General features: G+C 69.4%; 18 protein-coding genes. 12 read left to right on the top strand and 6 right to left on the bottom strand.

Annotated elements, in window-relative coordinates; translation table 11 throughout:
* Window positions 1-1,266, bottom strand: coding sequence for an O-antigen ligase family protein (locus tag AC2EWF_RS09175; protein WP_483639052.1), 1,266 nt, complete (start codon window positions 1,264-1,266; stop codon window positions 1-3).
* 236 nt (window positions 1,267-1,502) lie between these two features.
* On the opposite strand from AC2EWF_RS09175, the gene AC2EWF_RS09170 reads away from it, so the two are divergent.
* From AC2EWF_RS09170 to AC2EWF_RS09155, 4 genes are all read left to right on the top strand, one after another.
* Window positions 1,503-2,318, top strand: a complete 816-nt coding sequence (locus AC2EWF_RS09170; RefSeq protein WP_483639051.1) for a glycosyltransferase family 2 protein — start codon at window positions 1,503-1,505, stop codon at window positions 2,316-2,318.
* Window positions 2,319-2,433: 115 nt separating this feature from the next.
* Complete coding sequence (locus AC2EWF_RS09165) at window positions 2,434-3,468, top strand: CDP-glycerol glycerophosphotransferase family protein (protein WP_483639050.1); 1,035 nt, start codon at window positions 2,434-2,436, stop codon at window positions 3,466-3,468.
* Between the two features lie 123 nt (window positions 3,469-3,591).
* The gene (locus AC2EWF_RS09160; protein ID WP_483639049.1) at window positions 3,592-5,319 is read left to right on the top strand and encodes an ArnT family glycosyltransferase; all 1,728 of its coding nucleotides are present in this window, start codon (window positions 3,592-3,594) and stop codon (window positions 5,317-5,319) included.
* Window positions 5,316-5,636: a hypothetical protein gene (locus tag AC2EWF_RS09155; RefSeq protein ID WP_483639048.1), complete on the top strand. Its 321-nt coding sequence runs from the start codon at window positions 5,316-5,318 to the stop codon at window positions 5,634-5,636. The genes AC2EWF_RS09160 and AC2EWF_RS09155 overlap by 4 nt, the downstream gene beginning before the upstream one ends.
* 161 nt (window positions 5,637-5,797) lie before the next feature.
* On the opposite strand, the gene ntrC is transcribed toward AC2EWF_RS09155, so the two are convergent.
* Window positions 5,798-7,177 (bottom strand): nitrogen regulation protein NR(I), encoded by a 1,380-nt coding sequence (ntrC, locus tag AC2EWF_RS09150; RefSeq protein WP_483639047.1) that lies wholly within the window; start codon window positions 7,175-7,177, stop codon window positions 5,798-5,800.
* A complete protein-coding gene (locus AC2EWF_RS09145) occupies window positions 7,170-8,180 on the bottom strand; it encodes a two-component system sensor histidine kinase NtrB (RefSeq protein ID WP_483639046.1) in 1,011 nt (336 codons plus the stop codon). The genes ntrC and AC2EWF_RS09145 overlap by 8 nt, the downstream gene beginning before the upstream one ends.
* A 593-nt stretch (window positions 8,181-8,773) precedes the next feature.
* On the opposite strand from AC2EWF_RS09145, the gene AC2EWF_RS09140 reads away from it, so the two are divergent.
* The 5 genes from AC2EWF_RS09140 (at window position 8,774) to AC2EWF_RS09120 (ending at window position 11,924) form a co-directional block, all read left to right on the top strand.
* On the top strand, window positions 8,774-9,157 hold the full coding sequence (locus tag AC2EWF_RS09140) for a TraR/DksA family transcriptional regulator (RefSeq protein WP_483639045.1): 384 nt from the start codon (window positions 8,774-8,776) through the stop codon (window positions 9,155-9,157).
* Window positions 9,158-9,198: 41 nt separating this feature from the next.
* Window positions 9,199-9,717: a redoxin domain-containing protein gene (locus AC2EWF_RS09135; protein ID WP_483639044.1), complete on the top strand. Its 519-nt coding sequence runs from the start codon at window positions 9,199-9,201 to the stop codon at window positions 9,715-9,717.
* Window positions 9,714-10,262, top strand: a complete 549-nt coding sequence (locus AC2EWF_RS09130; RefSeq protein WP_483639043.1) for a DsbA family protein — start codon at window positions 9,714-9,716, stop codon at window positions 10,260-10,262. The genes AC2EWF_RS09135 and AC2EWF_RS09130 overlap by 4 nt, the downstream gene beginning before the upstream one ends.
* A gap of 108 nt (window positions 10,263-10,370) precedes the next feature.
* A complete protein-coding gene (locus AC2EWF_RS09125; RefSeq protein ID WP_483639042.1) occupies window positions 10,371-11,645 on the top strand; it encodes a M20 family metallopeptidase in 1,275 nt (424 codons plus the stop codon).
* A gap of 3 nt (window positions 11,646-11,648) precedes the next feature.
* Window positions 11,649-11,924 carry a TRIC cation channel family protein gene (locus AC2EWF_RS09120; protein WP_483639041.1) on the top strand — a complete coding sequence of 92 codons (276 nt, stop codon included), beginning with the start codon at window positions 11,649-11,651 and terminating at the stop codon, window positions 11,922-11,924.
* On the opposite strand, the gene ygiD is transcribed toward AC2EWF_RS09120, so the two are convergent.
* Both ygiD and glnA read right to left on the bottom strand, forming a co-directional pair.
* Entirely contained in the window at window positions 11,810-12,592 is a 783-nt protein-coding gene (gene ygiD, locus AC2EWF_RS09115) for a 4,5-DOPA-extradiol-dioxygenase (RefSeq protein WP_483639040.1), read from the bottom strand. The two genes, AC2EWF_RS09120 and ygiD, sit on opposite strands and share 115 nt — an antisense overlap.
* 318 nt (window positions 12,593-12,910) lie before the next feature.
* A complete protein-coding gene (gene glnA / locus AC2EWF_RS09110; RefSeq protein ID WP_483639039.1) occupies window positions 12,911-14,320 on the bottom strand; it encodes a type I glutamate--ammonia ligase in 1,410 nt (469 codons plus the stop codon).
* Window positions 14,321-14,993: 673 nt separating this feature from the next.
* Here glnA and AC2EWF_RS09105 point away from each other — a divergent pair.
* Window positions 14,994-15,785 (top strand): undecaprenyl-diphosphate phosphatase, encoded by a 792-nt coding sequence (locus tag AC2EWF_RS09105; RefSeq protein ID WP_483639038.1) that lies wholly within the window; start codon window positions 14,994-14,996, stop codon window positions 15,783-15,785.
* On the opposite strand, the gene AC2EWF_RS09100 is transcribed toward AC2EWF_RS09105, so the two are convergent.
* Window positions 15,734-16,726, bottom strand: coding sequence for a LysR family transcriptional regulator (locus AC2EWF_RS09100; protein WP_483639037.1), 993 nt, complete (start codon window positions 16,724-16,726; stop codon window positions 15,734-15,736). The genes AC2EWF_RS09105 and AC2EWF_RS09100 overlap by 52 nt on opposite strands.
* Window positions 16,727-16,869: 143 nt before the next feature.
* Here AC2EWF_RS09100 and AC2EWF_RS09095 point away from each other — a divergent pair, with 143 nt between their 5' ends.
* Window positions 16,870-18,111 carry an efflux RND transporter periplasmic adaptor subunit gene (locus AC2EWF_RS09095; RefSeq protein ID WP_483639036.1) on the top strand — a complete coding sequence of 414 codons (1,242 nt, stop codon included), beginning with the start codon at window positions 16,870-16,872 and terminating at the stop codon, window positions 18,109-18,111.
* 238 nt (window positions 18,112-18,349) lie between these two features.
* Complete coding sequence (locus tag AC2EWF_RS09090; protein WP_483639035.1) at window positions 18,350-21,535, top strand: efflux RND transporter permease subunit; 3,186 nt, start codon at window positions 18,350-18,352, stop codon at window positions 21,533-21,535.
* Window position 21,536: the final 1 nt, after the last annotated feature.

The following is a 21,536-nucleotide window of genomic DNA, read 5'->3' as shown; positions in this document are numbered from 1 at the left end:
CTAGTGTAAGCGAGCCGCGGCAGCGGCACGGCGACGCGCGTCGACTTCCAGCCACAGCGCCAGCGCGAGCGGCAGCCACACCAGCAGCCAGCCGGGGCGCGGGCTGTCCAGCAGCTGCGGCATGTCGAACTGCAGCACCACGCTGGCATACAGCCACAGCGCCAGCACCAGCCTGCCGGTCGGCCGGTGCCGATGCCGCCAGCCCATCCAGGCCGTCGCCAGCCACAGCCCGACCAGCAGCAACAGGCCGGGCAGGCCCAGTTCGATCATGGTCTGGGTGAGCACGTTGTGGCTGTGCGTGTACTCTGCCCCGGCCACCTTCAGCGCGAACGGCGCACCCTGGCCCAGGCCGAGCCACGGACGCTGCGCGATCAGGTGCATGGACTGCTCGAACAGCTGCGGGCGCAGCGACGCGCCGCGCTCCACCAGCGCCGGCAGGGGCCAGACGAAGCAGGCCAGCATCAGGGCCAGCACCACCCCTGCCAGCCAGCGCGCGGCGCGCCCCGCCTGCCACAACGGGGCGCACACCGCGCACAGGGCCAGCGCCAGCCAGATGCTGCGCGAGTCGGTCAGCGCGATGAAGGCCAGCAGCACCGGCACGGCCAGCCAGCGCAACGCCGAGACGCGCCTGTCGGCCATCGGCAGCAAGGCCAGCCACAGGCAGGCCGCCCCCATCGCCGCGGCCGCGTAGTTCGCCGTGGCGATTACGCCTTCGCCGACGATGCGGCCGTCCTGCGGCGGACGGTACAGGTAGTGCAGGCAGTAGTAGCCTGCGAACAGCGCGATGCCCAGGCCCGCCAACAGCAGCAGGCGGTGGCCACGGCGTTCGTCCTCGCCCAGCCAGACCGGCCACGCCAGCACGAAGGCCAGCACGCTCAGCAGGCGGCCGAACTCGTCGCCCAGGTGCCGCGCATGCGCCCACAGCAGGGACAGCGCCGCCCAGGCCAGCAGCGCCAGGAAAAGCCGGAACGCCGGCAGCGGCAGCAACTCCCTCCAGGTCGCCGCCCGCGAGGTGAGCGCGAGGCACCAGGCCGGCAGGTACAGCAGCACGATCAGGCTGGTCTGGTACAGCCTGCCCGGGTTGAACGACACTCCCGAAGGCATCGCCACCAGACCAAGCATCATCCACACCAGGCCCGCGCCAAGCACGCCACGCCAGAACCCGCGGCGGCGCAGGAACAACGGCGCGTCGGCAGCTCCGGCCAGCGGCCCGGGGGCGGCCGGCACGGCCTGCATCAGCGGAATGTCGTGTTTCTCGTGACCCATGGAACCTTCGGACGTGGCACGTGCGATCGCCACCGCACTCCCTTGCGCAGCGCGCAGCATAACCAATGGCGCGCTCTACAGGGCCAACAGACCGGTAAACGCGCCAGCCCGGCGTAGCGATGACCGCATCATGCCTGCCGCCGGCTGAAACCCAGCCCACCGGCCGGCGGCGGCGCGCAGAGGGCGGCAACGGGCCCTCCCGGCGGGATGCGCCGCCGGCCCGGTAGAATCCCGCCATGCCCACCCTTCCCCTCACCCTCGCAGTCATCACCCGCAACGAGGCAGCCTGCATCGCGCGCTGCCTGGACAGCGTGCCGTTCGCGGCCGAGAAGCTGGTGGTGGATTCGGGCAGCGACGACGGTACGGTAGCGATCGCGCAGGCGCACGGCGCCCGCGTGGTGCACCAGGACTGGCTCGGTTTCGGTCCCCAGCGCAACTTCGCCACCACCCAGTGCAGCCACGACTGGATCCTGGTGCTGGATGCCGACGAGTCGCTGTCGCCCGAGCTCGCCGCCGAGCTGGAGCGCAATCTGCCCGCGCTGATGGCGGGCGCGGCCCCGGCCGCGTGGCTGCGCCGGCGCACCCTCTACATGGGCCGGCCGATGCGCTGGTACCGGCCCAACGTGGGCGAGAAGCTGGCACGGCTCTACCACCGCGGCCGCGCCCGCTGGAGCGATGCGCGGGTGCATGAGTCGCTGCGCTTCGAGGGCAGCGCGCCCACCTTCGACGCGCCGTTCGACCACGCCAACAATCCCACCCTGGTGCACAAGCAGCTCAAGGTGCTGCGCTACGCCGAGCTGAAATGCCGCGACTGGCGCGACAAGGGCAAGCCGGCGCGGATGTGGCAGGCACCCTTCGTGTACCTGCTGGCCTTTCTCAAGGACTATGTATTCCGGCTGGCCATGTTCGACGGCTGGCGCGGTTTCGTGATCGCACAGACCGCAGCCAGCTACGCGCTGTACAAGCGCATGCGCTACTACGAGATGGTGAGCAACCCCGCATCGGTCGCCGAAGCGACCGATGCATTGAACAGGCATCACATCGAGCCCTGATTCCGATGCGACCGCGAGGCGGGAGCTTGCGGACCCGCACGGCGCGCTCGCCTCCCGTCCCCAAAGGGGAGAGGGAGAAAAGCTAAGCTATCCGCCTCGTCCGAATATCCAGCCCATGCCCAAGCACTACCTCCTCTACGGCTCCGAGCGCTATGCGCTGGCCATCCTGCGGCCGATCCAGGCGGCGATCCGCGCGCGCGGCGACGAGGCAGCCTGGTTCTTCGACGGCCCGGGCGCCGAGGACCTGCACGCCGACGAGCGCCTGCTGACGGTGGCCGAGGTGCGTGCATGGAAGCCGCTGGCGGTGATCACCTCGTCGAATGCGGTGCCGCATTTCTTCCCCGGCGTGAAGGTGGAGACCTTCCACGGCTTCGACGCGGGCAAGCCGAGGCATATCTACGTGCGCGGCTTCTTCGACCTGTACTGCACCACCGGCCCGCGGGACACCGCGCAGTTCCAGGCCATTGCCGACAAGCTCGGCCACTTCAGCGTGATCGAGACGGGCTTTCCCAAGATCGACCCCTTCATGCGCGAACTCGGCGGCGCCGTTCCGCCGGTGCGCACGCCGCCGGTGATCCTCTACCACTCCACCTTCTCGCCCTCGTGGAGTGCGGCGGAAACGCTGTACGAAGAGGTGAAACGGCTGTCTCGCGACGGCCGCTGGCGCTGGATCGTCAGCTTCCACCCGAAGATGAACCCGGAAACGGTGGCGAAGTTCAAGGCGCTGCAGAACGAGTACCTGACGTTCGCCGAGAACGACAACATCCTGGAGCTGTTCGGCCAGGTGGACATGATGTGCTCGGACACCAGCTCCGCGCTCAACGAGTTCCTGCTGACCGGCAAGCCGGTAGTGACGTTCGACAACCGCCGCCCCGGTCCGCAACTGATCGACATCCACGACGTGAAGGACTTCGAGCCGGCGATAGCGCGCGCGCTGAGCCGTCCACCGGAGCTGATGGCGGCGATCCGGACCTATGCCGACGCCATCCACCCCTACCGCGACGGCCGCTCCAGCGAACGCGTGCTGGACGCCATCGATACCTTCATCGCCCGCGGCGGCCGCAACCTTCGCGCCAAGCCGTGGAACCTGTGGCGCAAGCTGAAGATCCGCCGTCGCATCGGCTACTGGGGCCCCGCCGGCCGGCGCTGATCCGGCGGGTCGGACCTCGGGGCGGCAGGTGCCCGACGGCGGGATGAATCCCGTCCCTCGGCCCCAGGGCAGGCTCGCGCCAGCGCCGCTAGAATCGCATCCACCTTCCGCCCGAGCTGCCCCGTGCCCCTCTCTTCCTACAGCCGCTCCGAACACCTGCGCTCGCTCTGGCCGTGGCTGCCGCTGTGGACGGTGGTCGCCTTGCTGGCGATCTTCGCGCATGGCCCGATGCCGCTGTATTCCACCCGCACGCTCGCGGTGGCGTGGGAGATGTGGAACCAGCACCACTGGCTGGTGCCCCACATCAACGGCCAGCCCTACAGCGAGAAGGCGCCGCTACTGTTCTGGCTGATCCATGCCGGCTGGTTCGTGTTCGGCGTGAGCGACGTGTGGCCGCGCGTGCTGGAGGTGGGCTTCGGCGGCACCGAGCTGGTGCTGATCTCGCTGCTGGCACGACGCATGTTTCCGGGCCGCCCGTGGATGGCCAAGGCCGCGCCATGGACCCTGCTGGCGCTGTCCTACGCCTTCCTGTTCGGCCTGCAGATCATGTACGACGTGCTGCTGGCGGTGTGGGCGCTGGCCGCGCTGCTGTGCCTCGTGCCCACGGCGCGACGCAGCGAGCCGCGCTGGTGGCTGTTCGGCCTGTGCATCGGCTTCGGCCTGCTCACCAAGGGGCCGGTGATGCTGCTGCACGTGGTCTTCCCGTGGCTGCTCGGCCCGCTGTGGAGCGAGGCCGCGCGCACCCGTCGCGCGCGCTGGTACGGCTGCGGCGTGCTGGCCGTGCTGCTGGGCCTGGCGATGCTGCTGGCCTGGGCGCTGCCCGCGGGTTTCGCCGGCGGCGAGGCCTACATGCACCGCCTGTTCTTCAGCCAGACCGCGGCGCGGGTGATCCATGGCGTGGAGACCGCCGAGCCGCTGCAGAGCCATGCCCGCCCCGTGCTGTGGTACGTGCTGATGCTGCCGGCGCTGCTGTTCCCGTTCGTCGGCTGGCCACGCGCATGGGCGGCGCTGGCCGCGCTGCGCCGGCCGCTGGAACCGGGCCTGCGCTTCGCGCTGTGCTGGGTGGTACCGACCTTCCTCGTGTTCTCGCTGGTGCGCGGCAAGCAGCTCTACTACCTGCTGCCGGAACTGGCCGGCACGATGCTGCTGCTGTGCGGCGCGATCGCGCTGCTGCGCGAACGCCGGCCACAGCTCGCCAACACCGGCTGGCTGGGCACCTGGCCGCTCGGCGTGGGCAGCCTCGCCTTCGCCCTGCTGCTGTTCGTGCTGCCCAACCTGGTGGCCGGCAACCACCTGCACGGCGACTGGCCCGATGCCTGCGCGCCGTACAGCCGCTACTTCGCCGTGGTGTTCCTGCTGCTGGGCCTGTTGCTGCTGCTGCGCGGCCGCGGCGAGCTGCGCCGGCTGGCGGTGGCGGGGCTGGTCGGCACGCTGGCGCTCAACACCTTGTTCACCCTCACCATGTGGCCGCGCTACGAACTGCGCCCCACCTCGCAGTTGCTCGGCGCGGCGGAACAGGCCGGGCACGCGATCGGCTGCCTCGGCAACTACGAGGGCCAGTTCCATTTCCAGGCGCGGCTGACCCGGCCGATCGTGGAGCTGTACAGCGACGCGCAGCTGGCCGCGTTCGCCAAGGCGTATCCGGACGGCCTGGTGGTGGAGCATCCCTCGAAGGTCGATCCGCAGGCGATGCGCTACGCGCTGCTGGTGCAGCCGTTCCGTTCGACCTGGCTGGTGGTGTGGCCCGCCGCCACGCTGGCCGACCTGCGCAACGGCACCGCGCCGCCCGAGCCGGAGCAGCCGCCGCAGGTCTACACGGCCGACGGCGGGCGCGCTCGCATGCCGCCGTGAGCAAGGACGCGCTGATCGCCAGCCTGCGCAACCAGTGCGGCGGCGCTCGCGACGGCGCCCTGTTGCGCTACGCACTGGGCAACGCGCTGCTGGAGGCGGGCGATGCCGCCGCGGCAGCGATGGAGTTCCGCCACGCCCTGCGCTTCGACCCGCACTACTCCGCGGCGTGGAAGCTGCTGGGCAAGGCCTGTCTCGCCCTGGACGACCGCGCCGGTGCCGCCGACGCCTGGCGGCAGGGCATCGCCGTTGCGCAGGGGCGCGGCGACAAGCAGGCGGAGAAGGAGATGGCGGTGTTTTTGCGGCGGCTGGAACGCTGACAGGTGACAGGCCGGGGGAATCCCAACCTGCGGGTACGAGGGTGGACCGGGCTTCGGCCCGGCATGCGTGATGCGGCGCGGCGCGGCCCGCACCTAATTTCCCGCGGGCAATTCGGACAAGGGCGGCAAGCGGGGAAATCCCCCGCGGCAGGACGGCGGAATCAGCGGCGCCGGGCCCGCGACGCTCCCAGCTTGCGCGTCAGCGTGTTCCGCCCCACGCCCAGCGCCGCCGCCGCATGCTGGCGATGCCCGCCGTGCGCGGCCAGCGCCGCCTCCAGCAGCACACGGTCCAGCGCCTCGCGCGCACGGGCATGGATATCGGCCTCGTCGTCGGCAAGCGCGCGCGCAGCCCAGGCGCGCAAGGCGTCGGTCCAGTCGTCCGCGACACCCGAGGGCGGCGACGCGCCCAGGTCGGCGGGCAGGATTTCCGCGCCCGGCGCGATGACCGCGAGGCGGCGGCAGAGGTTTTCCAGTTCGCGCACGTTGCCCGGGAAATCGCGCTGGGCCAGTACCTTCAGTGTGGCCCTGGCGAAACGCTTGGGCGACAGCTTCAGCTCCCGCGCCGCGGCAGCGAGGAAGTGCGTGGCCAGCAGCGGGATGTCCTCGCTGCGCTCGCGCAGCGCGGGCAAGGCAATGCGCACCACGTCGAGGCGGTGCTTGAGGTCGGCGCGGAACTGCCCGGCCGCCACGCGCGCGTCGAGGTCCTGGTGGGTGGCGGCGACGATGCGCACGTCGCAGCGGATCAGCTCGCGTCCGCCCACGCGGTAGAACTCGCCACCGGCGAGCACGCGCAGCAGGCGCGTCTGCAGCGCCAGCGGCATGTCGCCGATCTCGTCGAGGAACAGCGTGCCGCCCTCGGCCTGCTCGAAGCGCCCGGCCACGCGCCGCTGCGCGCCGGTGAAGGCGCCGGCCTCGTGGCCGAACAGCTCGCTTTCCAGCAGCTCGCTGGGAATCGCCGCGGTGTTGAGCGCCACGAAGGGCTGCGCACGCCGTGCGCTCTCCTCGTGCAGCGCGCGCGCCACCAGCTCCTTGCCGGTGCCGGTTTCACCGGTCACCAGCACGTTGAGGTCGCTGGCGGCCACGCGGCCGATCAGGCGGAACACCTCGCGCATCGCCGCGCTTCCGCCCAGCAGTGCGTGCGCGGGAGCCGGTGCGGCGACGGCAGGCGCCTCGGCCGGCAGGCGGTCGGCCAGCGCGCGCCGCACCGTGGCCACGGCCTGGTCGAGGTCGAACGGCTTGGCGAGGTAGTCCGCCGCGCCCGCGCGATAGGCCGCGGCGGTGGTCGCCACGTCGGTGTACGCGCTCATCACGATCACCGGGGCGATGCCCTGCCGCTGCAGATCCTCCAGCAGCGCCAGCCCGTTCTCGCCCGGCATGCGCACGTCGGTGAGCAGCAGCGTCGGGCGCCGGGTGCGCAGCGCCGCGCGCACCGCATCGGCCGCGTCGAATTCGCGCACGGCGAGGCCGGCATCGCGCAACGCGGCGGCCAGCACGAAGCGCACGCCGCGGTCGTCGTCGACGATCCAGATTTCGTCACTCATGCGGGGGCTCCAGCGGCAGGTACAGCGAGAACACCGTCTCGCCCGGGCGACTCGTGCAACGCAGTTCGCCGCCGTGTTCGTGGGCGATCTCGCGCGACAGCGCCAGGCCGAGGCCGGTGCCGTCGGCGCGGCCGGACACCAGCGGCTCGAACAGCGTGTCGCGCAGTTCTGCGGGCACGCCGGGACCGTCGTCGATCACGTCCACGCGCAGGGCGCTGCGCAGCACGCGCGTGCCGACGCGCACGCCGTGTTCGGCGCGCGTGCGCAGGACGAGCGTGCCGGCGCCGGCTTCCACCGCGTTGCGTGCGAGGTTCAGCAGTACCTGCTGCAGGCGATCCGCGTCGCCGTGCACGTCGGGCAGGCTGGGATCGAAATCGTGGCGCAGCCGCGGTGGCCTGGGTTCGGCCCGCAGCAACTCGCTGAGGCGGTCCAGCAGCTCGTGGACGTTTACCGCGCCGATCTGCGCGGCGCGGTCGCGATGCAGCAGCCGGTTCGCCAGCGCGGCGAGGCGGTCGGCCTCGTCGATGATCAGGCCCGCCAGCGCCTGCAGCTCGGCGCCGTCGACGCGGCGCTGCAGCAGTTGCGCCGCGCCGCGCAGGCCGGCCAGCGGGTTCTTCACCTCGTGGGCGAAGCCGCGCAACGTGGCGGACAGCGGCGAGGCCGCCTGCGAGCGCTCCGCCAGGGCGTGCACTTCCAGCAGCAGGCCGCCCTCGCCGTCGGGCTGCAGGCCGACGTCTGCTTCGTGCGTGCGCTCGTCGAACGCGAGCAGCGTGGCCTCGCGCAGCTGCACGAAGCGGGACTCGTCCAGGGCACGGCGCGCCTGCGCCAGGTCGTCCGGCGCCCGCAACCACAAGGACAGCGGCTGGCCCACCGCGCTGCGCATGCCGCTGCCCAGCAGTTCCGCCAGCGCGGGATTGAGCCAGCGCACGCGCAAGCCCGCGTCGACCTGGGCCACGCCGGTCGCCAGCTGCTCCGCCCAGGCTTTTGCTGCATCGCCACACATTGCACCATCATGGGCAATGTGCACCTTTGGTGCAACTGGTTTCGCACAGCCTGCGCCAAGGCGCCAGCGGCAGGACCTGGGCCGCGGCGCGATAGCCCATGCGCGCGTGGCCGCAATCCTGCTCGATGCCGGCGTGGCGATCGGCACCCAGGCGCGGCGTCGCGGTCAGCCGTGCCCGTCGGCCACCGGCCGGCTGCAGCTTTTTCGTGGCGCTGGCGGTACCGCGTGTGCAACGGGAGCAGCCCGACCGCACCGAGGCGGCCATTATTGCGCAGGTCCGGCACGCCGTTGGCGGGTAACGGCAGCAGCGTCGAGCGACGGAGCCATTCGGTGACACGCCCGGCGGGACCAACCTGCGGACAGAGACGCAAGCGCATGAATCGGCCGGGCCCGTCTTCCTCTACCGGCATCGCCGCGGCACCAGCGAGGTACTCGAATTCCTGCTGCAACCGCGGCGCACGGATGGCGATTCCTGCAGGGCGCTGCCGCAAATCCCGCGGCGGCACGGCAGCCGGATTTATACGGTGCATTCACCGGCGCGGGTCCAACGTTGGCGGGCTCGCCCGCACCGATGCCGCGGGCAGGAGCCTGCCATGTCTCCGCAAGCGCCGGTCGGCCCGGATCGCGATTTCATCGAACACCAGCGCCAGCGCCTGCTGGCCTTGCGTCGGCAACTGCTGGGCGGCGAGCTGGCGCAGCTGTCGGCGGAGCGCGCGTTCCGCCGGCAGCATGGCAACGAGGCGCACGAGGACGCGGAAACCGCGCAGTCCATGGCGCAGCTCGAGGTCGGGCAGGCCCTCCACGACGTGGACGACCGCCGCATCGCGGACGTCGAGCGCGCGCTGCAGAAAATCGCCGAGGGCAGCTACGGACTGTCCGACCTGAGCGGTGCGCCGATCCCGAGGGCCCGCCTTGAAGCCACCCCGGAAGCCATCCTCACCGTGGCGGAGGAGCGAAGCCGCGAAGCCGGCGCGTGACGCCCGTCCCTGCATCCGGCCAACCCTGGGAACGACCCGCCATGAACCTGCTTGCCGCCGGCACCGCCGCGCCGGACTTCTCCCTGCACGCCACCCCCGATCAGCGCGTCGCGCTGAAGGAGTTCCGCGGCCGCAATGTGATCCTCGCGTTCTATCTGGCCGACTGGAGCCCGGTGTGCAGCGACCAGCTGGCGCTGTACAACGAATTGCTGGACGAGTTCGCCCGGCTCAACGCGCAACTGCTGGCAATCTCGGTGGACGGCGTGTGGAGCCACGCCGCGCTGGCGCGCGAGCGCAGGTACCGCTTCCCGCTGCTGTCCGACTTCGAGCCCAAGGGCGCGGTGGCACGCGCGTATGGCGCATACGATGCAGAGCACGGCCTGGCACAGCGCGCACTGTTCGTCATCGACGGCGACGGCGTGATCCGCTGGAGCTACCTGTCGCCGATGGCGGTCAACCCGGGCGCGGCCGGCATCGTCAACGCGCTGGAGGGGCTGCCCTCGAACAACATCCAGAAGACGCTCGACGCGCCGACGACCGGCGCACGGGGGACCCTATGACGTACGAGGAAGCCATGCTGGCCGCGCCGGTTTCCGCGCACGACCACCAGCAGGGCAACGCGCATGCGGTGGTGACCTTGGTGGAATACGGCGATTTCCAGTGCCCCGCCTGCGGCGCGGCCTTCCCGCAGGTGAAGCAGTTGCAGCACCGCTACGCTGGCAATCTGCGCTTCGTGTTCCGCCACTTCCCGCTGTCCCAGGCACACCCGTACGCGACCCTCGCCGCCGAACTGGCCGAGGCCGCCGCGGTCACCGGCAGGTTCTGGGACATGCACGACTGGCTGTACGAGCACCAGCAGGATTGGGTTCCGTACGGCGCCGCCGGCCTGGAAGCCGGCGCGCGCGCGCTGGACCTGGACGCATCCGCGCTGGCCGCCACGCTGCGCAATCCCGGCATCGACACGCACATCCGCCGCGACTTCATGGGTGGCGTGCGCAGCGGGGTCAACGGCACGCCCAGCTTCTACGTCGATGGCTACCTGTACCAGGGCGACTTCGACGGCCTGACGCATCGCATCGGCCGCGCGATCGCGCGGCAGACGTGATGCCACGGCGGCCGCTCATCACGCCGCAATCGTGACGGTCATGGGCGGATCGTCCACTGCCGCGAAGCAGCGCTCCCCCACGTTCGAAACCCGGAGACACCCACGACCATGAGCGAGCAACCGACCACCTCCGGCGCGCCGCTGCCGGGCAATCTGCGCGACCTGCTGCCGGGACTGGAAGCCTTGTACACCGACATCCACGCGCACCCAGAACTTTCCATGCAGGAAACCCGCACCGCTGGGCTGGCGGCGGACCACCTGCGCGCCGCCGGCTACGACGTCACCACCGGCATCGGCAAGACCGGGGTCGTTGGCCTGCTGCGCAACGGCGACGGGCCTGTCGTGATGCTGCGCGCCGACATGGATGCGCTGCCGGTGCAGGAAGCGACTGGCGCGCCGTACGCGAGCAAGACCACGGCGGTCGACCGCGAAGGCAACACCGTGCCGGTGATGCACGCCTGCGGCCACGACATGCACGTCACCTGGCTGGTCGGCGCCGCCACGCTGATGGCGCAAACGCGCGACAGCTGGCGGGGCACGCTGATGGCGCTGTTCCAGCCGGCGGAAGAGACGGCCGAAGGCGCCCGGGCGATGATTGCCGACGGCCTGTTCAGCCGCTTCCCCAAACCCGACGTGGTGCTCGGGCAGCATGTCATGGTGGGCCCGGCGGGCGCCGTGGGAGGGCGCAAGGGCGTGATCACCTCGGCGGCCGACAGCCTGCAGATCCGCCTGTTCGGGCGCGGCGCGCACGGCTCGATGCCGCAGGCCAGCGTCGACCCGGTGGTGATGGCGGCGGCGACGGTGCTTCGCCTGCAGACCATTGTCGCCCGCGAGCTGGCCCCGACCGAGGCGGCGGTGCTCACGATCGGCTCGCTGCAGGCCGGCACCAAGGAAAACGTGATACCCGACGAGGCCGTCATCAAGCTCAACGTGCGCAGCTTCGACGAGGGCGTGCGTGCGCGCGTGCTCGCCGCGATCACCCGCATCGTCAATGCCGAGGCGGCAGCTTCGGGCGCGCCAAAGCCGCCGGAGATCACGCCGCTGGACAACTATTCACTGGTGACCAACGACGACGTGGCGACCACGAAGGTAGTCGAGGCCTTCCGCCGCCACTTCCCCGCCGAGCGCATCCGCGAAACCGGGCCGACCTCGGCCAGCGAGGACTTCGGTGCGTTCGGCGCCGAGTGGCGGGTACCGTCGGTGTTCTGGTTTGTCGGCGGCACCGACCCCGATACCTATGCGAAGGCAAAGACCGAAAACCGGCTCAACGAGATCCCGACCAACCACAACCCGCGCTTCCTGCCGGTGCTCCACCCGACCCTGGAGACGGGCGTGGAAGCGCTGACGGTGGCCGCGCGGGCATGGCTGGCGGCGGCGCCCTGAACCATGGAACACCAGGCCATGGCCAGCCAGGCGATGCTTCACGTCCTGCTGCTCGTGCTGGATCTTGGCGGCACCTTCGTGTTCGCCGTCAGCGGTGCGATGGTCGCGGTCAGGCACCGGCTCGACGTCTTCGGCGTGCTGGTCCGGGCCGCCGCTGGCGGCGTTCAACCGAACTGCACGCTCAGCATCGAGATCGAGCCGCCGTCCATGCCCTCGACCGGGAAGCTCACCGCCTCGCCCGCGTCGCTGGCGCCGAGCACGTACAGCAGCGGCAGGTAGTGTTCCGGCGTGGGGATGGAAAGCTCGGCGTCGCGGCCGAGCGCGGCGTAATCGGTCAGCGCCGCGTGGTCGCCCCGCACGATCAGCTCACGCGCCTGCGCCTCGAAGCGCTGCGCCCAGTCGAGCGGCTCGGCCGGGTGCCGCCCCCAGGCGTAGCTGTGCAGGTTGTGCACCACGTCGCCGCTGCCGATCACGAGCACGTCCTCATTGCGCAGCGGGCGCAGCCGGCGGCCCAGCCCGTAGTGGAAGGCCGGCGGTTGCGTCTCGTCGATGGACAGTTGCACCACCGGCACGTCGGCGGCCGGGAACACGTGGCGCAACACCGACCAGGTGCCGTGGTCCAGTCCCCACGACAGGTCCGCGCGCACCTCCAGCGGCTCCAGCAGTTCGCGCACGCGGCGCACCAGGTCGAGGTCGCCCGGGGCGGGGTATTGCACCTCGAACAACTCGCGCGGGAAACCGCCGAAATCGTGGATGGCACGCGGCGTCGCCATCGCGGTGAGCGCGGTGCCCGGCAGGTACCAGTGCGCGGACACCGACAGCACCGCGCGCGGCCGTCGCGGCAAGCGCTGGCCGATCGCCGCCCAGCCCCGGCTCCAGGCATTGTCGTGCAGCGCGTTCATCGGGTTGCCGTGGCCGAAGAAGATTGTCGGCATCGGGGTAGTCATGGGCTGCCTCCGTGGCGGCGACGCTACGCGGCCGCCCGCATCCACGTCGTGATGGCGTCGCCGGCACCAGCCTGGCACAGGCGTCGGGGAGATCCATCCCGCCAGATCTTAGAAAGCGTCACCGAAATCGACCACGGCGCGAGGATCACGCCCTGACTCACCCTGCGGCACGTCACCCGTCCCGGCGGCACCGGCCGGATCCCCGATGCCTTCGTGATCGGCCGGTGCACGCAGGCGGCCTCCTGAACCCGTGCCTGCGGTTGCGGAAACGGCAACGGGCGCCGTGGCGCCCGTTGCCTTGCTGCCTCAGGCCGCGAATTACAGCGCGTAGTACATCTGGAATTCCAGCGGGTGCGTGCTGGCGCGGTAGCGGGTGACTTCCTGCATCTTCACCTCGATGTAGGCGTCGATGAAGTCGTCGGTGAACACGCCGCCGGCCTTGAGGAAGTCGCGGTCCTTGTCCAGCGCTTCCAGCGCCTGGTCGAGGCTGGAGCAGACCTGCGGGATGTTCTTCTCTTCTTCCGGCGGCAGGTCGTACAGGTCCTTGTCCGACGGCGCGCCCGGGTCGATCTTGTTCATGATGCCGTCCAGGCCGGCCATCATCAGCGCGGTGAAGGTGAGGTAGCCCGACTGCATCGGGTCGGGGAAGCGCACCTCGATGCGGCGGCCCTTCGGGCTGGCCACGTACGGGATGCGGCAGCTCGCCGAGCGGTTGCGCGCCGAGTAGGCCAGCATCACCGGCGCCTCGAAGCCCGGCACCAGGCGCTTGTAGCTGTTGGTGGTGGAGTTGGCGAACGCGTTGATCGCCTTGGCGTGCTTGAAGATGCCGCCGATGTACCACAGCGCGGTCTGGCTGAGGCCGCCGTACAGGTCGCCGGCGAACAGGTTCTCGCCGTTCTTCGAGAGCGACTGGTGCACGTGCATGCCGCTGCCGTTGTCGCCCACGATGGGCTTGGGCATGAAGGTGACGGTCTTGCCGTTCTGGTGCGCCACGTTCTTCACCACGTACTTCATGGTGATCAGCTCGTCGGCCTTCTTCACCAGGGTGTTGAACTTGACGCCGATCTCGCACTGGCCGGCGTTCGCCACCTCGTGGTGGTGCACTTCGACCGTCTGGCCCAGCGACTCCAGCACCTTGCACATGTCGGCGCGCAGGTCGCCCAGCGTGTCCACCGGCGACACCGGGAAGTAGCCGCCCTTCACCGCCGGACGGTGCCCCATGTTGCCGTCTTCGTACTTGAAGCGGGTGCTCCAGGCGGCCTCGTTGGATTCGATCTCGTAGAACACGCGGCCCATGTCGTTCTGCCAGCGGATCGAGTCGAAAATGAAGAACTCCGGCTCCGGCCCGAAGAAGGCAGTGTCGGCGACGCCGGTGGACTTCAGATAGGCCTCGGCGCGCTTGGCGATCGAACGCGGATCGCGGCCATAGGCCTGCATGGTGCTGGGCTCCAGCACGTCGCAATGCACCACCAGCTGGGTGTGCTGACTGAACGGGTCGAGGTAGGCGGTGTCCGGATCGGGCATCAGGATCATGTCCGACTCGTTGATGCCCTTCCAGCCGGTGATCGAGGAGCCGTCGAACATCTTGCCGTCCTCGAAGGTCGACTCGTCGATGGCGTGCGCCGGGAAAGTGACGTGGTGGTGCTTGCCGAGCATGTCGGCAAAACGGAAGTCGACGAACTCGACCTCGTGTTCAACGATCAGGTCGAGCACTTTCTGGGCGGTCATGGCGGAACCTCGGCGAGGGTGGGCGGGAACGGAGGGAATGGATGCGCTGGACTGAGCAAGGTCGATGCCAAGCCGTGCATTCCGCGTGAATTCATGGACTTGGCGAGCCGGCGCGCCTTGCCGATCGCATGATACACGCCACCATGGTGCATTCACCCCCTTTTTTTGCACCAACATGAAACACGCGGCCATCCTTGTACTTGCGCAAGGGATTCGCCTTCGAATCGCCATTCGGAATGCTCAAGAGCCTATTCCATGTCTCCGCATGGCCCGCGCCGGGAGCTGTTTGCCGACAAGCCAAGGAAGAACGAAAGCACGCGGGGAGAGTCCATGGATGGACTCGGCCTTCCTCGCTCCCTAAAGCCAAGCACATCCATGTGCTCTTTCCGCGTGGAGGAGCGAGGAGTGGACGTGGGTCCACGCCTGAGTGATGACGCGGGCATGCGGGCAAACAGACCCGGCCCCGAAATTTATAGGTGCAGGGGTTGCCTTGCCGTGGCCGCCGTGCGGCAGCGCGGCTTGACCTGCCAGTCAGGCAGGCGCTGCACCACTCGCTGTCACCTGACGGCCACGGCAAGGCAACGCGGGCTATGTGGCGACATGGAACAGGCTCTAAGCTGTGCCGCTGCGCGGTCGCCATGGTGGCGCTCGCCCCGTACCGACGAGTGCACACGTGACCGATCTCCTCCACGTCATCCTGCTTGGCATCATCGAGGGCATCACCGAGTTCCTGCCGATTTCCTCCACCGGCCACCTGCTGATCGCCGAGCACTGGCTGGGCGCACGCTCGGACCTGTTCAACGTGGGCATCCAGGCCGGCGCGATCCTGGCGATCACCCTGGTGTACTGGAAGCGCATCTGGCAGCTGCTGACACAGTGGCGTGAGCCGGCCACGCGCGACTACCTGGCCAAGCTGACGGTGGCTTTCCTGATCACCTGCGTGCTGGGCCTGGTCGTCACGCACTACGGCTTCAAGCTGCCGGAGACGGTGACGCCGATCGCCTGGGCGCTGGTGATCGGCGGCTTCTGGATGATAGGCGCGGAGGCGCTGGCGGCGAAGCAGGCGGACCACACTGAAGTGACGTGGCGGGTGGCGATCCTGGTGGGCATCGCGCAGATGGTGGCGGGCGTGTTCCCTGGCACTTCGCGTTCCGGCGCGACGATCTTCGCCGCGATGCTGTTCGGTACCAGCAACCGCGCGGCGGCCACGGAGTTCGCGTTCCTGGTGGGCATCCCCACCATGTACGCGGCCACCGGCTACGAGCTGCTGAAGGTATGGAGGGGCGGCGGCGCCGCGCACGAGGACTGGAACGCGCTGATCGTCGGCTTCGTGGTCTCGCTGATCGTCGCCTTCATCGCGGTGAAGTGGCTGCTCGGCTACATCCGCACGCACCGCTATACCGTCTTCGCGGTCTACCGCATCGCGCTGGGCGCGGCCTTGCTGCTGCTGATGCCGGGCGCCTGAGCGCCGTCCGGCGCCTTCCCGCAGGACAGCATCCGGCAGGCCGGCAGGTTGGTGCGCTCGAACAGCGCGTGCACCCATTCCAGGAAGGCCTGCACGCGCGCGGACAGGTGTTTCTTCTGCGGGTAGACCAGCCATACCGGCGAGCCGGTGGAGATGGTGTCCTCCATGATCACCTTGAGCTTGCCGTAACCGATCGCGCTGGCGGCCAGCCAGTGCGGGATCTGGATGATGCCCAGGCCCGCCATGGCCGCCTGGATCACCGACTCGCCGTCGTTGATCAGCAGGTGGGCGTCCACGTCCAGCGCAACGCGGCCGTCCGGGGTGTCGAACTGCCACTGGTAGGCGCGACCGCTGGTGGGGTAGACGTAGTTGATGCAGCGATGCTGCTTCAGGTCCTCGATGCTGACCGGCGTGCCGTGGCGCTCCAGGTAGGCCGGCGCGGCGCACAGCACATTGCTGAAGTAGCCCAGCTTGCGCGCGATCAGGTTGGAATCCTCCAACTCGCCCATGCGGATCGCGCAGTCGATGCCTTCCTCGATCAGGCCGATGTTGCGGTCGCTCATCGACAGTTCGAGCCGGATGTCCGGGTATTTCGCCTCGAAATCGGCGAGGTTGGGGATCAGCGCGGCGCGCCCCACCGACACGTTCACCGCCACGCGCAGCTTGCCGCTGGGCTTGGTGCGCGCATAGTTCAGCGCATCCACCGCTTCGCCCAGGTCGGCCAGGATCGCCTTGCAGCGCTGGTAGAATGACTCGCCGTCGTCGGTGAGTCGCAGCGCCCGCGTGCTGCGGAACAGCAGGCGCACGCCGATCTGTTCCTCCAGCCGCGACACCGCGCGGCTGACGCCCGACGGCGTCATGCCCAGCTGCACGGCGGCTGCCGCGAAGCTGCGGGCTTCCACCACGCGGACGAAGCTCGATATTGCCGAGAAATCTTCCATGCCCGTCATTGTGTCGTCATTCGTGACTGGATGTCACTAGTGGAGTTCACAAATTAGGGCTTTTCTGTACCCATTGGTATACCTATTATTCGCCTCCCCCATCGTGCTGCAACGCCGCACGACCCCACCCAGGGAGCGCAAAAATGAAGAAGAAACTGATCCTGGCCGGCCTCGTCGTGGTGGCGATCGCCGGCAGCTGGGCCCTCGTGGGCGGCCACGGCAGCAGCCACGCCCAAGCCGCCGGCGCCGGCGGCGCCCTGCCGGAAGTGACCGTGGCCCGCGCCCTGCTGCGCCCGGTGAGCAACAGCGCCGACTTCACCGGCCGGGTGCGGGCCGTGGACAGCGTGCAGGTACGCCCACGCGTGGGCGGCTACGTGGACTCGGTGGCGTTCAAGGAAGGCGCCCTGGTGCACAAAGGCGACGTGCTGTTCCGCATCGACCCGCGCCCGTTCCAGGCCGAGGTGGACAGGCTGGCCGCCAACCGCACCCAGGCGCTGGCCGAGCTGGGCCTGGCCCAGGCCAACGCCCAGCGCGGCCATCGCCTGCTTGACCAGCATGCAATCGCGCAGGAGGAGGCCGACCGACTCGACACCGCGGCGCAGAGCGCGCGCGCCACGCTGGCCGCCGCCGATGCCGCGCTGGCCACCGCCAAGCTCAACCTCGGCTTCACCGAGGTGCGCGCGCCGATCGACGGCCGCGTGAGCAACGTGCACATCACCCCCGGCAACCTGGTCGGCAGCAGCGACGTGCTGACCAGCGTGGTGTCGATGAACCCGGTCTACGTGTACTTCGACGTGGACGAGCACACCTGGCTCAAGCTCGACCACCTGCGCGCCGGCGCGACGCAGGACGGCCGCAGTCCGCGCATCGCGGCGTCGATGGAGCTGTCCGACGAGAGCGGCTATCCGCACGCCGGCCGCATCGATTTCGTCGACAACCAGCTGAACACCGACTCCGGCACGATGCGGCTGCGCGCGGTCTTCGACAACAAGGACGGCCTGTTCACCCCTGGCCTGTACGCGCGCATCCGCCTGCAGAGCGGCCGGCCGCAGCCGCGCCTGCTGATCGACGACCGCGCGGTGGGCACCGACCTGGGCAACCAGTTCGTCTACGTGGTCGACGCCCAGCACAAGGTGCAGTACCGCAAGGTCAGCACCGGCGCGCTGTTCCACGGCCTGCGCGTGATCGACAGCGGCCTCGCACCCGGGGACGTCGTCGTGGTGAACGGCCTGCAGCGCGTGCGCCCCGGCGCCGAGGTGAACCCGCAGCAGGTGGCGATGGACTACCGCCTGGACGCGCGGGACAAGGCGGTGGTCGAGGCGGGTGGCCCTGACGATTCGCGCACCGCGATGACCTCACCGCCCAAGCGCAAGCCGCAAGGCTGAGCCCGTCCTTCTTCTTCTCCCCGCCGGGACGCGGAGAAGGACCATGGATGGCCCTGCGTTGAGGAGCGAGAAACAGGATTGAGGTCAGAGCCCAATCCTGCGAAGGCTCTCCCTACCTATCGAAACCCGAAAAGCGCATTGCCGAAGCCCGAGCGCGTAGGCAAGCCCCGCCCCCTCACCCCAACCCTCTCCTCGGAGGGGTGAGGGGGTCGGCATCCTGGAGTCATCGAGACAAACCATGAAAAACATCGCCCAGTTTTTCGTCGACCGGCCGATCATGGCCGCCGTGCTGTCGCTGCTGTTCGTGATCACCGGCAGCATCGCGGTGTTCCAGCTGCCGATCAGCGAATACCCCGAAGTGGTGCCGCCCACCGTGGTGGTGCGCGCCAACTACCCCGGCGCCAACCCCAAGGTGATCGCCGAGACCGTCGCCACGCCGCTGGAAACCCAGATCAACGGCGTGGAGGGCATGCTCTACACCTCCTCGCAGGCCACCAGCGACGGCGTGATGACGCTCACCGTGACGTTCGCGCTGGGCACCAACCTCAACGAGGCCCAGGTGGAAGTGCAGAACCGCGTGGCGCAGGCGCTGCCGCGCCTGCCCGAGGAAGTGCAGCGGCTCGGCGTGACCACGCAGAAGAGCTCGCCCGACCTCACCATGGTGGTGCACCTCACCTCGCCCGACAAACGCTACGACATGCTGTACCTGTCGAACTTCGCGCGGCTGCACGTGAAGGACGTGCTGGGCCGCCTGAACGGCGTGGGCGACGTGCAGATCTTCGGCGCCGGCGAGTATTCGATGCGCGTGTGGCTGAACCCGGACAAGCTGGCCCAGCGCGGCCTCACCACCGGCGACGTGGCCAACGCGATCCGCGAACAGAACGTGCAGGTGGCGGCCGGCGCGCTGAACGCGCCGCCGGTGCGCGGCACCGCCGACTTCCAGCTCAACATCAACACGCAGGGCCGGCTGAGCACGGTCGACGACTTCCGCAATATCGTGCTGCGCACCGATGCCGACGGCGCCACGGTGCACCTGGGCGACGTGGCGCGGGTGGAGCTGGGCTCGAACCAGTACGCGCTGCGCAGCCTGCTGGACAACCAGCCGGCGGTGGCGATCCCGATCTTCGCGCGGCCCGGCTCCAATGCCATCCAGATCTCCGACGAAGTGCGCGCCACCATGGCGCGGCTGAAGAAGGAGTTCCCGCAGGGCATCGACTACCACATCGTCTACGACCCGACCGTGTTCGTGCGCGGCTCGATCGAGGCGGTGGCGCACACCTTGCTGGAGGCGATCCTGCTGGTGGTGCTGGTGGTGATCCTGTTCCTGCAGACCTGGCGCGCGTCCGTGATTCCGCTGATCGCGGTGCCGGTATCGCTGATCGGCACCTTCGCGGTGATGTACCTGGTCGGCTTCTCGCTCAATGCGCTGAGCCTGTTCGGCATGGTGCTGGCGATCGGCATCGTGGTCGACGACGCCATCGTGGTGGTGGAGAACGTGGAGCGCCACATCGAGCTGGGGCAGTCGCCGAAGGAGGCTACCCGCAAGGCGATGCACGAGGTCACCGGGCCGATCGTGGCCACCGCGCTGGTGCTGTGCGCGGTGTTCATCCCCACCGCCTTCATCAGCGGCCTCACCGGTGAGTTCTATCGCCAGTTCGCGCTGACCATCGCGATCTCCACGGTGATCTCGGCGTTCAACTCGCTGACCCTGAGCCCGGCGCTGGCGGCGATCCTGCTGCTGCCGCACGGCGCGCCGAAGGACCGCCTCACCCGCGCCATCGACCGCCTGTTCGGCTGGCTGTTCCGCCCGTTCAACCGCCTGTTCCAGCGCGGCGCGGAGCGCTACGTGGCCGGTACGCGCCGCATGCAGGGCAAGGGCGGCGCCGCGCTGGTGGTGTACGGCGGCCTGATCGCGCTCACCGCGTTCGGCTTCTGGCACGTGCCCACCGGCTTCGTGCCGACCCAGGACAAGCAGTACCTGGTGTCGTTCGCGCAGCTGCCCGACGCCGCCTCGCTGGACCGCACCGAGGACGTGATCAAGCAGATGAGTGCGATCGCGCTGAAGCAGCCCGGCGTGCAGAGCGCGGTGGCCTTCCCCGGCCTCTCGGTGAACGGCTTCACCAACTCGACCAACGCCGGCATCGTGTTCGTCACGCTGAAGCCGTTCGAAGAGCGGCGCAGCGCGGACCTCTCCGCGGGCGCGATCGCCGGCGCGCTGAACGCGAAGTTCGCGGCCATCCAGGACGCCTACATCGCGGTGTTCCCGCCGCCGCCGGTGATGGGCCTGGGCACGATCGGCGGCTTCCGCCTGCAGGTCGAGGACCGCGGCCAGGTCGGCTTCGACGAGCTGTACCAGCAGACCCAGAACCTGATCGCGGCGGGCCGCAAGGACCCCGCGCTGGCCGGCCTGTTCTCCAGCTTCCAGGTCAACGTGCCGCAGGTGGAAGTGAACGTAGACCGCGCCAAGGCCAAGGCCGAGGGCGTGAACCTGGGCGATGTCTACCAGACCATGCAGGCCTACCTGGGCTCGCTCTACGTCAACGACTTCAACCGCTTCGGCCGCACCTACCAGGTGAACCTGTCGGCCGAGCCGCAGTTCCGCAGTGATCTCGCGGACATCAGCCAGCTGAAGACGCGCAACGCGAAGGGCGAGATGGTGCCGCTGGGTTCCTTCGTCACCGTGGCGCACGGCGCCGGCCCGGACCGCGTGCAGCACTACAACGGCTATCCCACCGCCGAGATCAACGGCGGCCCAGCGCCGGGGTACAGCTCGGGCCAGGCGCAGGCGGAGATGGAGAAGCTGGCGCGTCAGGTGCTGCCGAACGGCATGAGCTTCGAGTGGACCGACCTCACCTACCAGCAGATCCTGGCCGGCAACACCGCGGTGCTGGTGTTCCCGCTGTGCGTGCTGCTGGTGTTCCTGGTGCTGTCTTCGCTGTACGAGAGCTGGTCGCTGCCGCTGGCGGTGATCCTGATCGTGCCGATGGTGCTGCTGTCCGCGATCGCCGGCGTGTGGCTGTCGGGCGGCGACAACAACATCTTCACCCAGATCGGCCTGATCGTGCTGGTGGGCCTCGCCTGCAAGAACGCGATCCTGATCGTGGAGTTCGCCCGCGAACGCCAGCTCGAAGGCATGAGCCGCCACGAGGCGGTGCTGGAGGCGGCGCGGCTGCGGTTGCGGCCGATCCTGATGACCTCGATCGCCTTCATCATGGGCGTGGTGCCGCTGGTGACCTCGCACGGCGCGGGCGCGGAGATGCGCCACGCGATGGGCGTGGCGGTGTTCTCCGGCATGCTCGGCGTGACGATCTTCGGTCTGCTCTACACCCCGCTGTTCTACGTCGTGATCCGCGCCCTGGTGGAGCGTCGCGAAGCGCGCAAGCACGCGCAGGCGAATGCACTGCCGGCGCTGGAGGGCCATTGAG

The organism is Rhodanobacter sp. sgz306013, from assembly GCF_057031145.1.
Note: the sequence above shows the minus strand (reverse complement) of the source record. Positions and strands in the feature narration are given on the sequence as shown.

Bases quoted from the DNA above. Each gene is read 5' to 3' on its own strand.
- AC2EWF_RS09175 (WP_483639052.1), bottom strand. From the start codon at position 1,266: ATGGGTCACGAGAAACACGACATTCCGCTGATGCAGGCCGTGCCGGCC.
- AC2EWF_RS09170 (WP_483639051.1), top strand. From the start codon at position 1,503: ATGCCCACCCTTCCCCTCACCCTCGCAGTCATCACCCGCAACGAGGCA.
- AC2EWF_RS09165 (WP_483639050.1), top strand. From the start codon at position 2,434: ATGCCCAAGCACTACCTCCTCTACGGCTCCGAGCGCTATGCGCTGGCC.
- ntrC (WP_483639047.1), bottom strand. From the start codon at position 7,177: ATGAGTGACGAAATCTGGATCGTCGACGACGACCGCGGCGTGCGCTTC.
- AC2EWF_RS09145 (WP_483639046.1), bottom strand. From the start codon at position 8,180: ATGTGTGGCGATGCAGCAAAAGCCTGGGCGGAGCAGCTGGCGACCGGC.
- AC2EWF_RS09140 (WP_483639045.1), top strand. From the start codon at position 8,774: ATGTCTCCGCAAGCGCCGGTCGGCCCGGATCGCGATTTCATCGAACAC.
- AC2EWF_RS09135 (WP_483639044.1), top strand. From the start codon at position 9,199: ATGAACCTGCTTGCCGCCGGCACCGCCGCGCCGGACTTCTCCCTGCAC.
- AC2EWF_RS09130 (WP_483639043.1), top strand. From the start codon at position 9,714: ATGACGTACGAGGAAGCCATGCTGGCCGCGCCGGTTTCCGCGCACGAC.
- AC2EWF_RS09125 (WP_483639042.1), top strand. From the start codon at position 10,371: ATGAGCGAGCAACCGACCACCTCCGGCGCGCCGCTGCCGGGCAATCTG.
- AC2EWF_RS09120 (WP_483639041.1), top strand. From the start codon at position 11,649: ATGGAACACCAGGCCATGGCCAGCCAGGCGATGCTTCACGTCCTGCTG.
- ygiD (WP_483639040.1), bottom strand. From the start codon at position 12,592: ATGACTACCCCGATGCCGACAATCTTCTTCGGCCACGGCAACCCGATG.
- glnA (WP_483639039.1), bottom strand. From the start codon at position 14,320: ATGACCGCCCAGAAAGTGCTCGACCTGATCGTTGAACACGAGGTCGAG.
- AC2EWF_RS09100 (WP_483639037.1), bottom strand. From the start codon at position 16,726: ATGGAAGATTTCTCGGCAATATCGAGCTTCGTCCGCGTGGTGGAAGCC.
- AC2EWF_RS09095 (WP_483639036.1), top strand. From the start codon at position 16,870: ATGAAGAAGAAACTGATCCTGGCCGGCCTCGTCGTGGTGGCGATCGCC.
- AC2EWF_RS09090 (WP_483639035.1), top strand. From the start codon at position 18,350: ATGAAAAACATCGCCCAGTTTTTCGTCGACCGGCCGATCATGGCCGCC.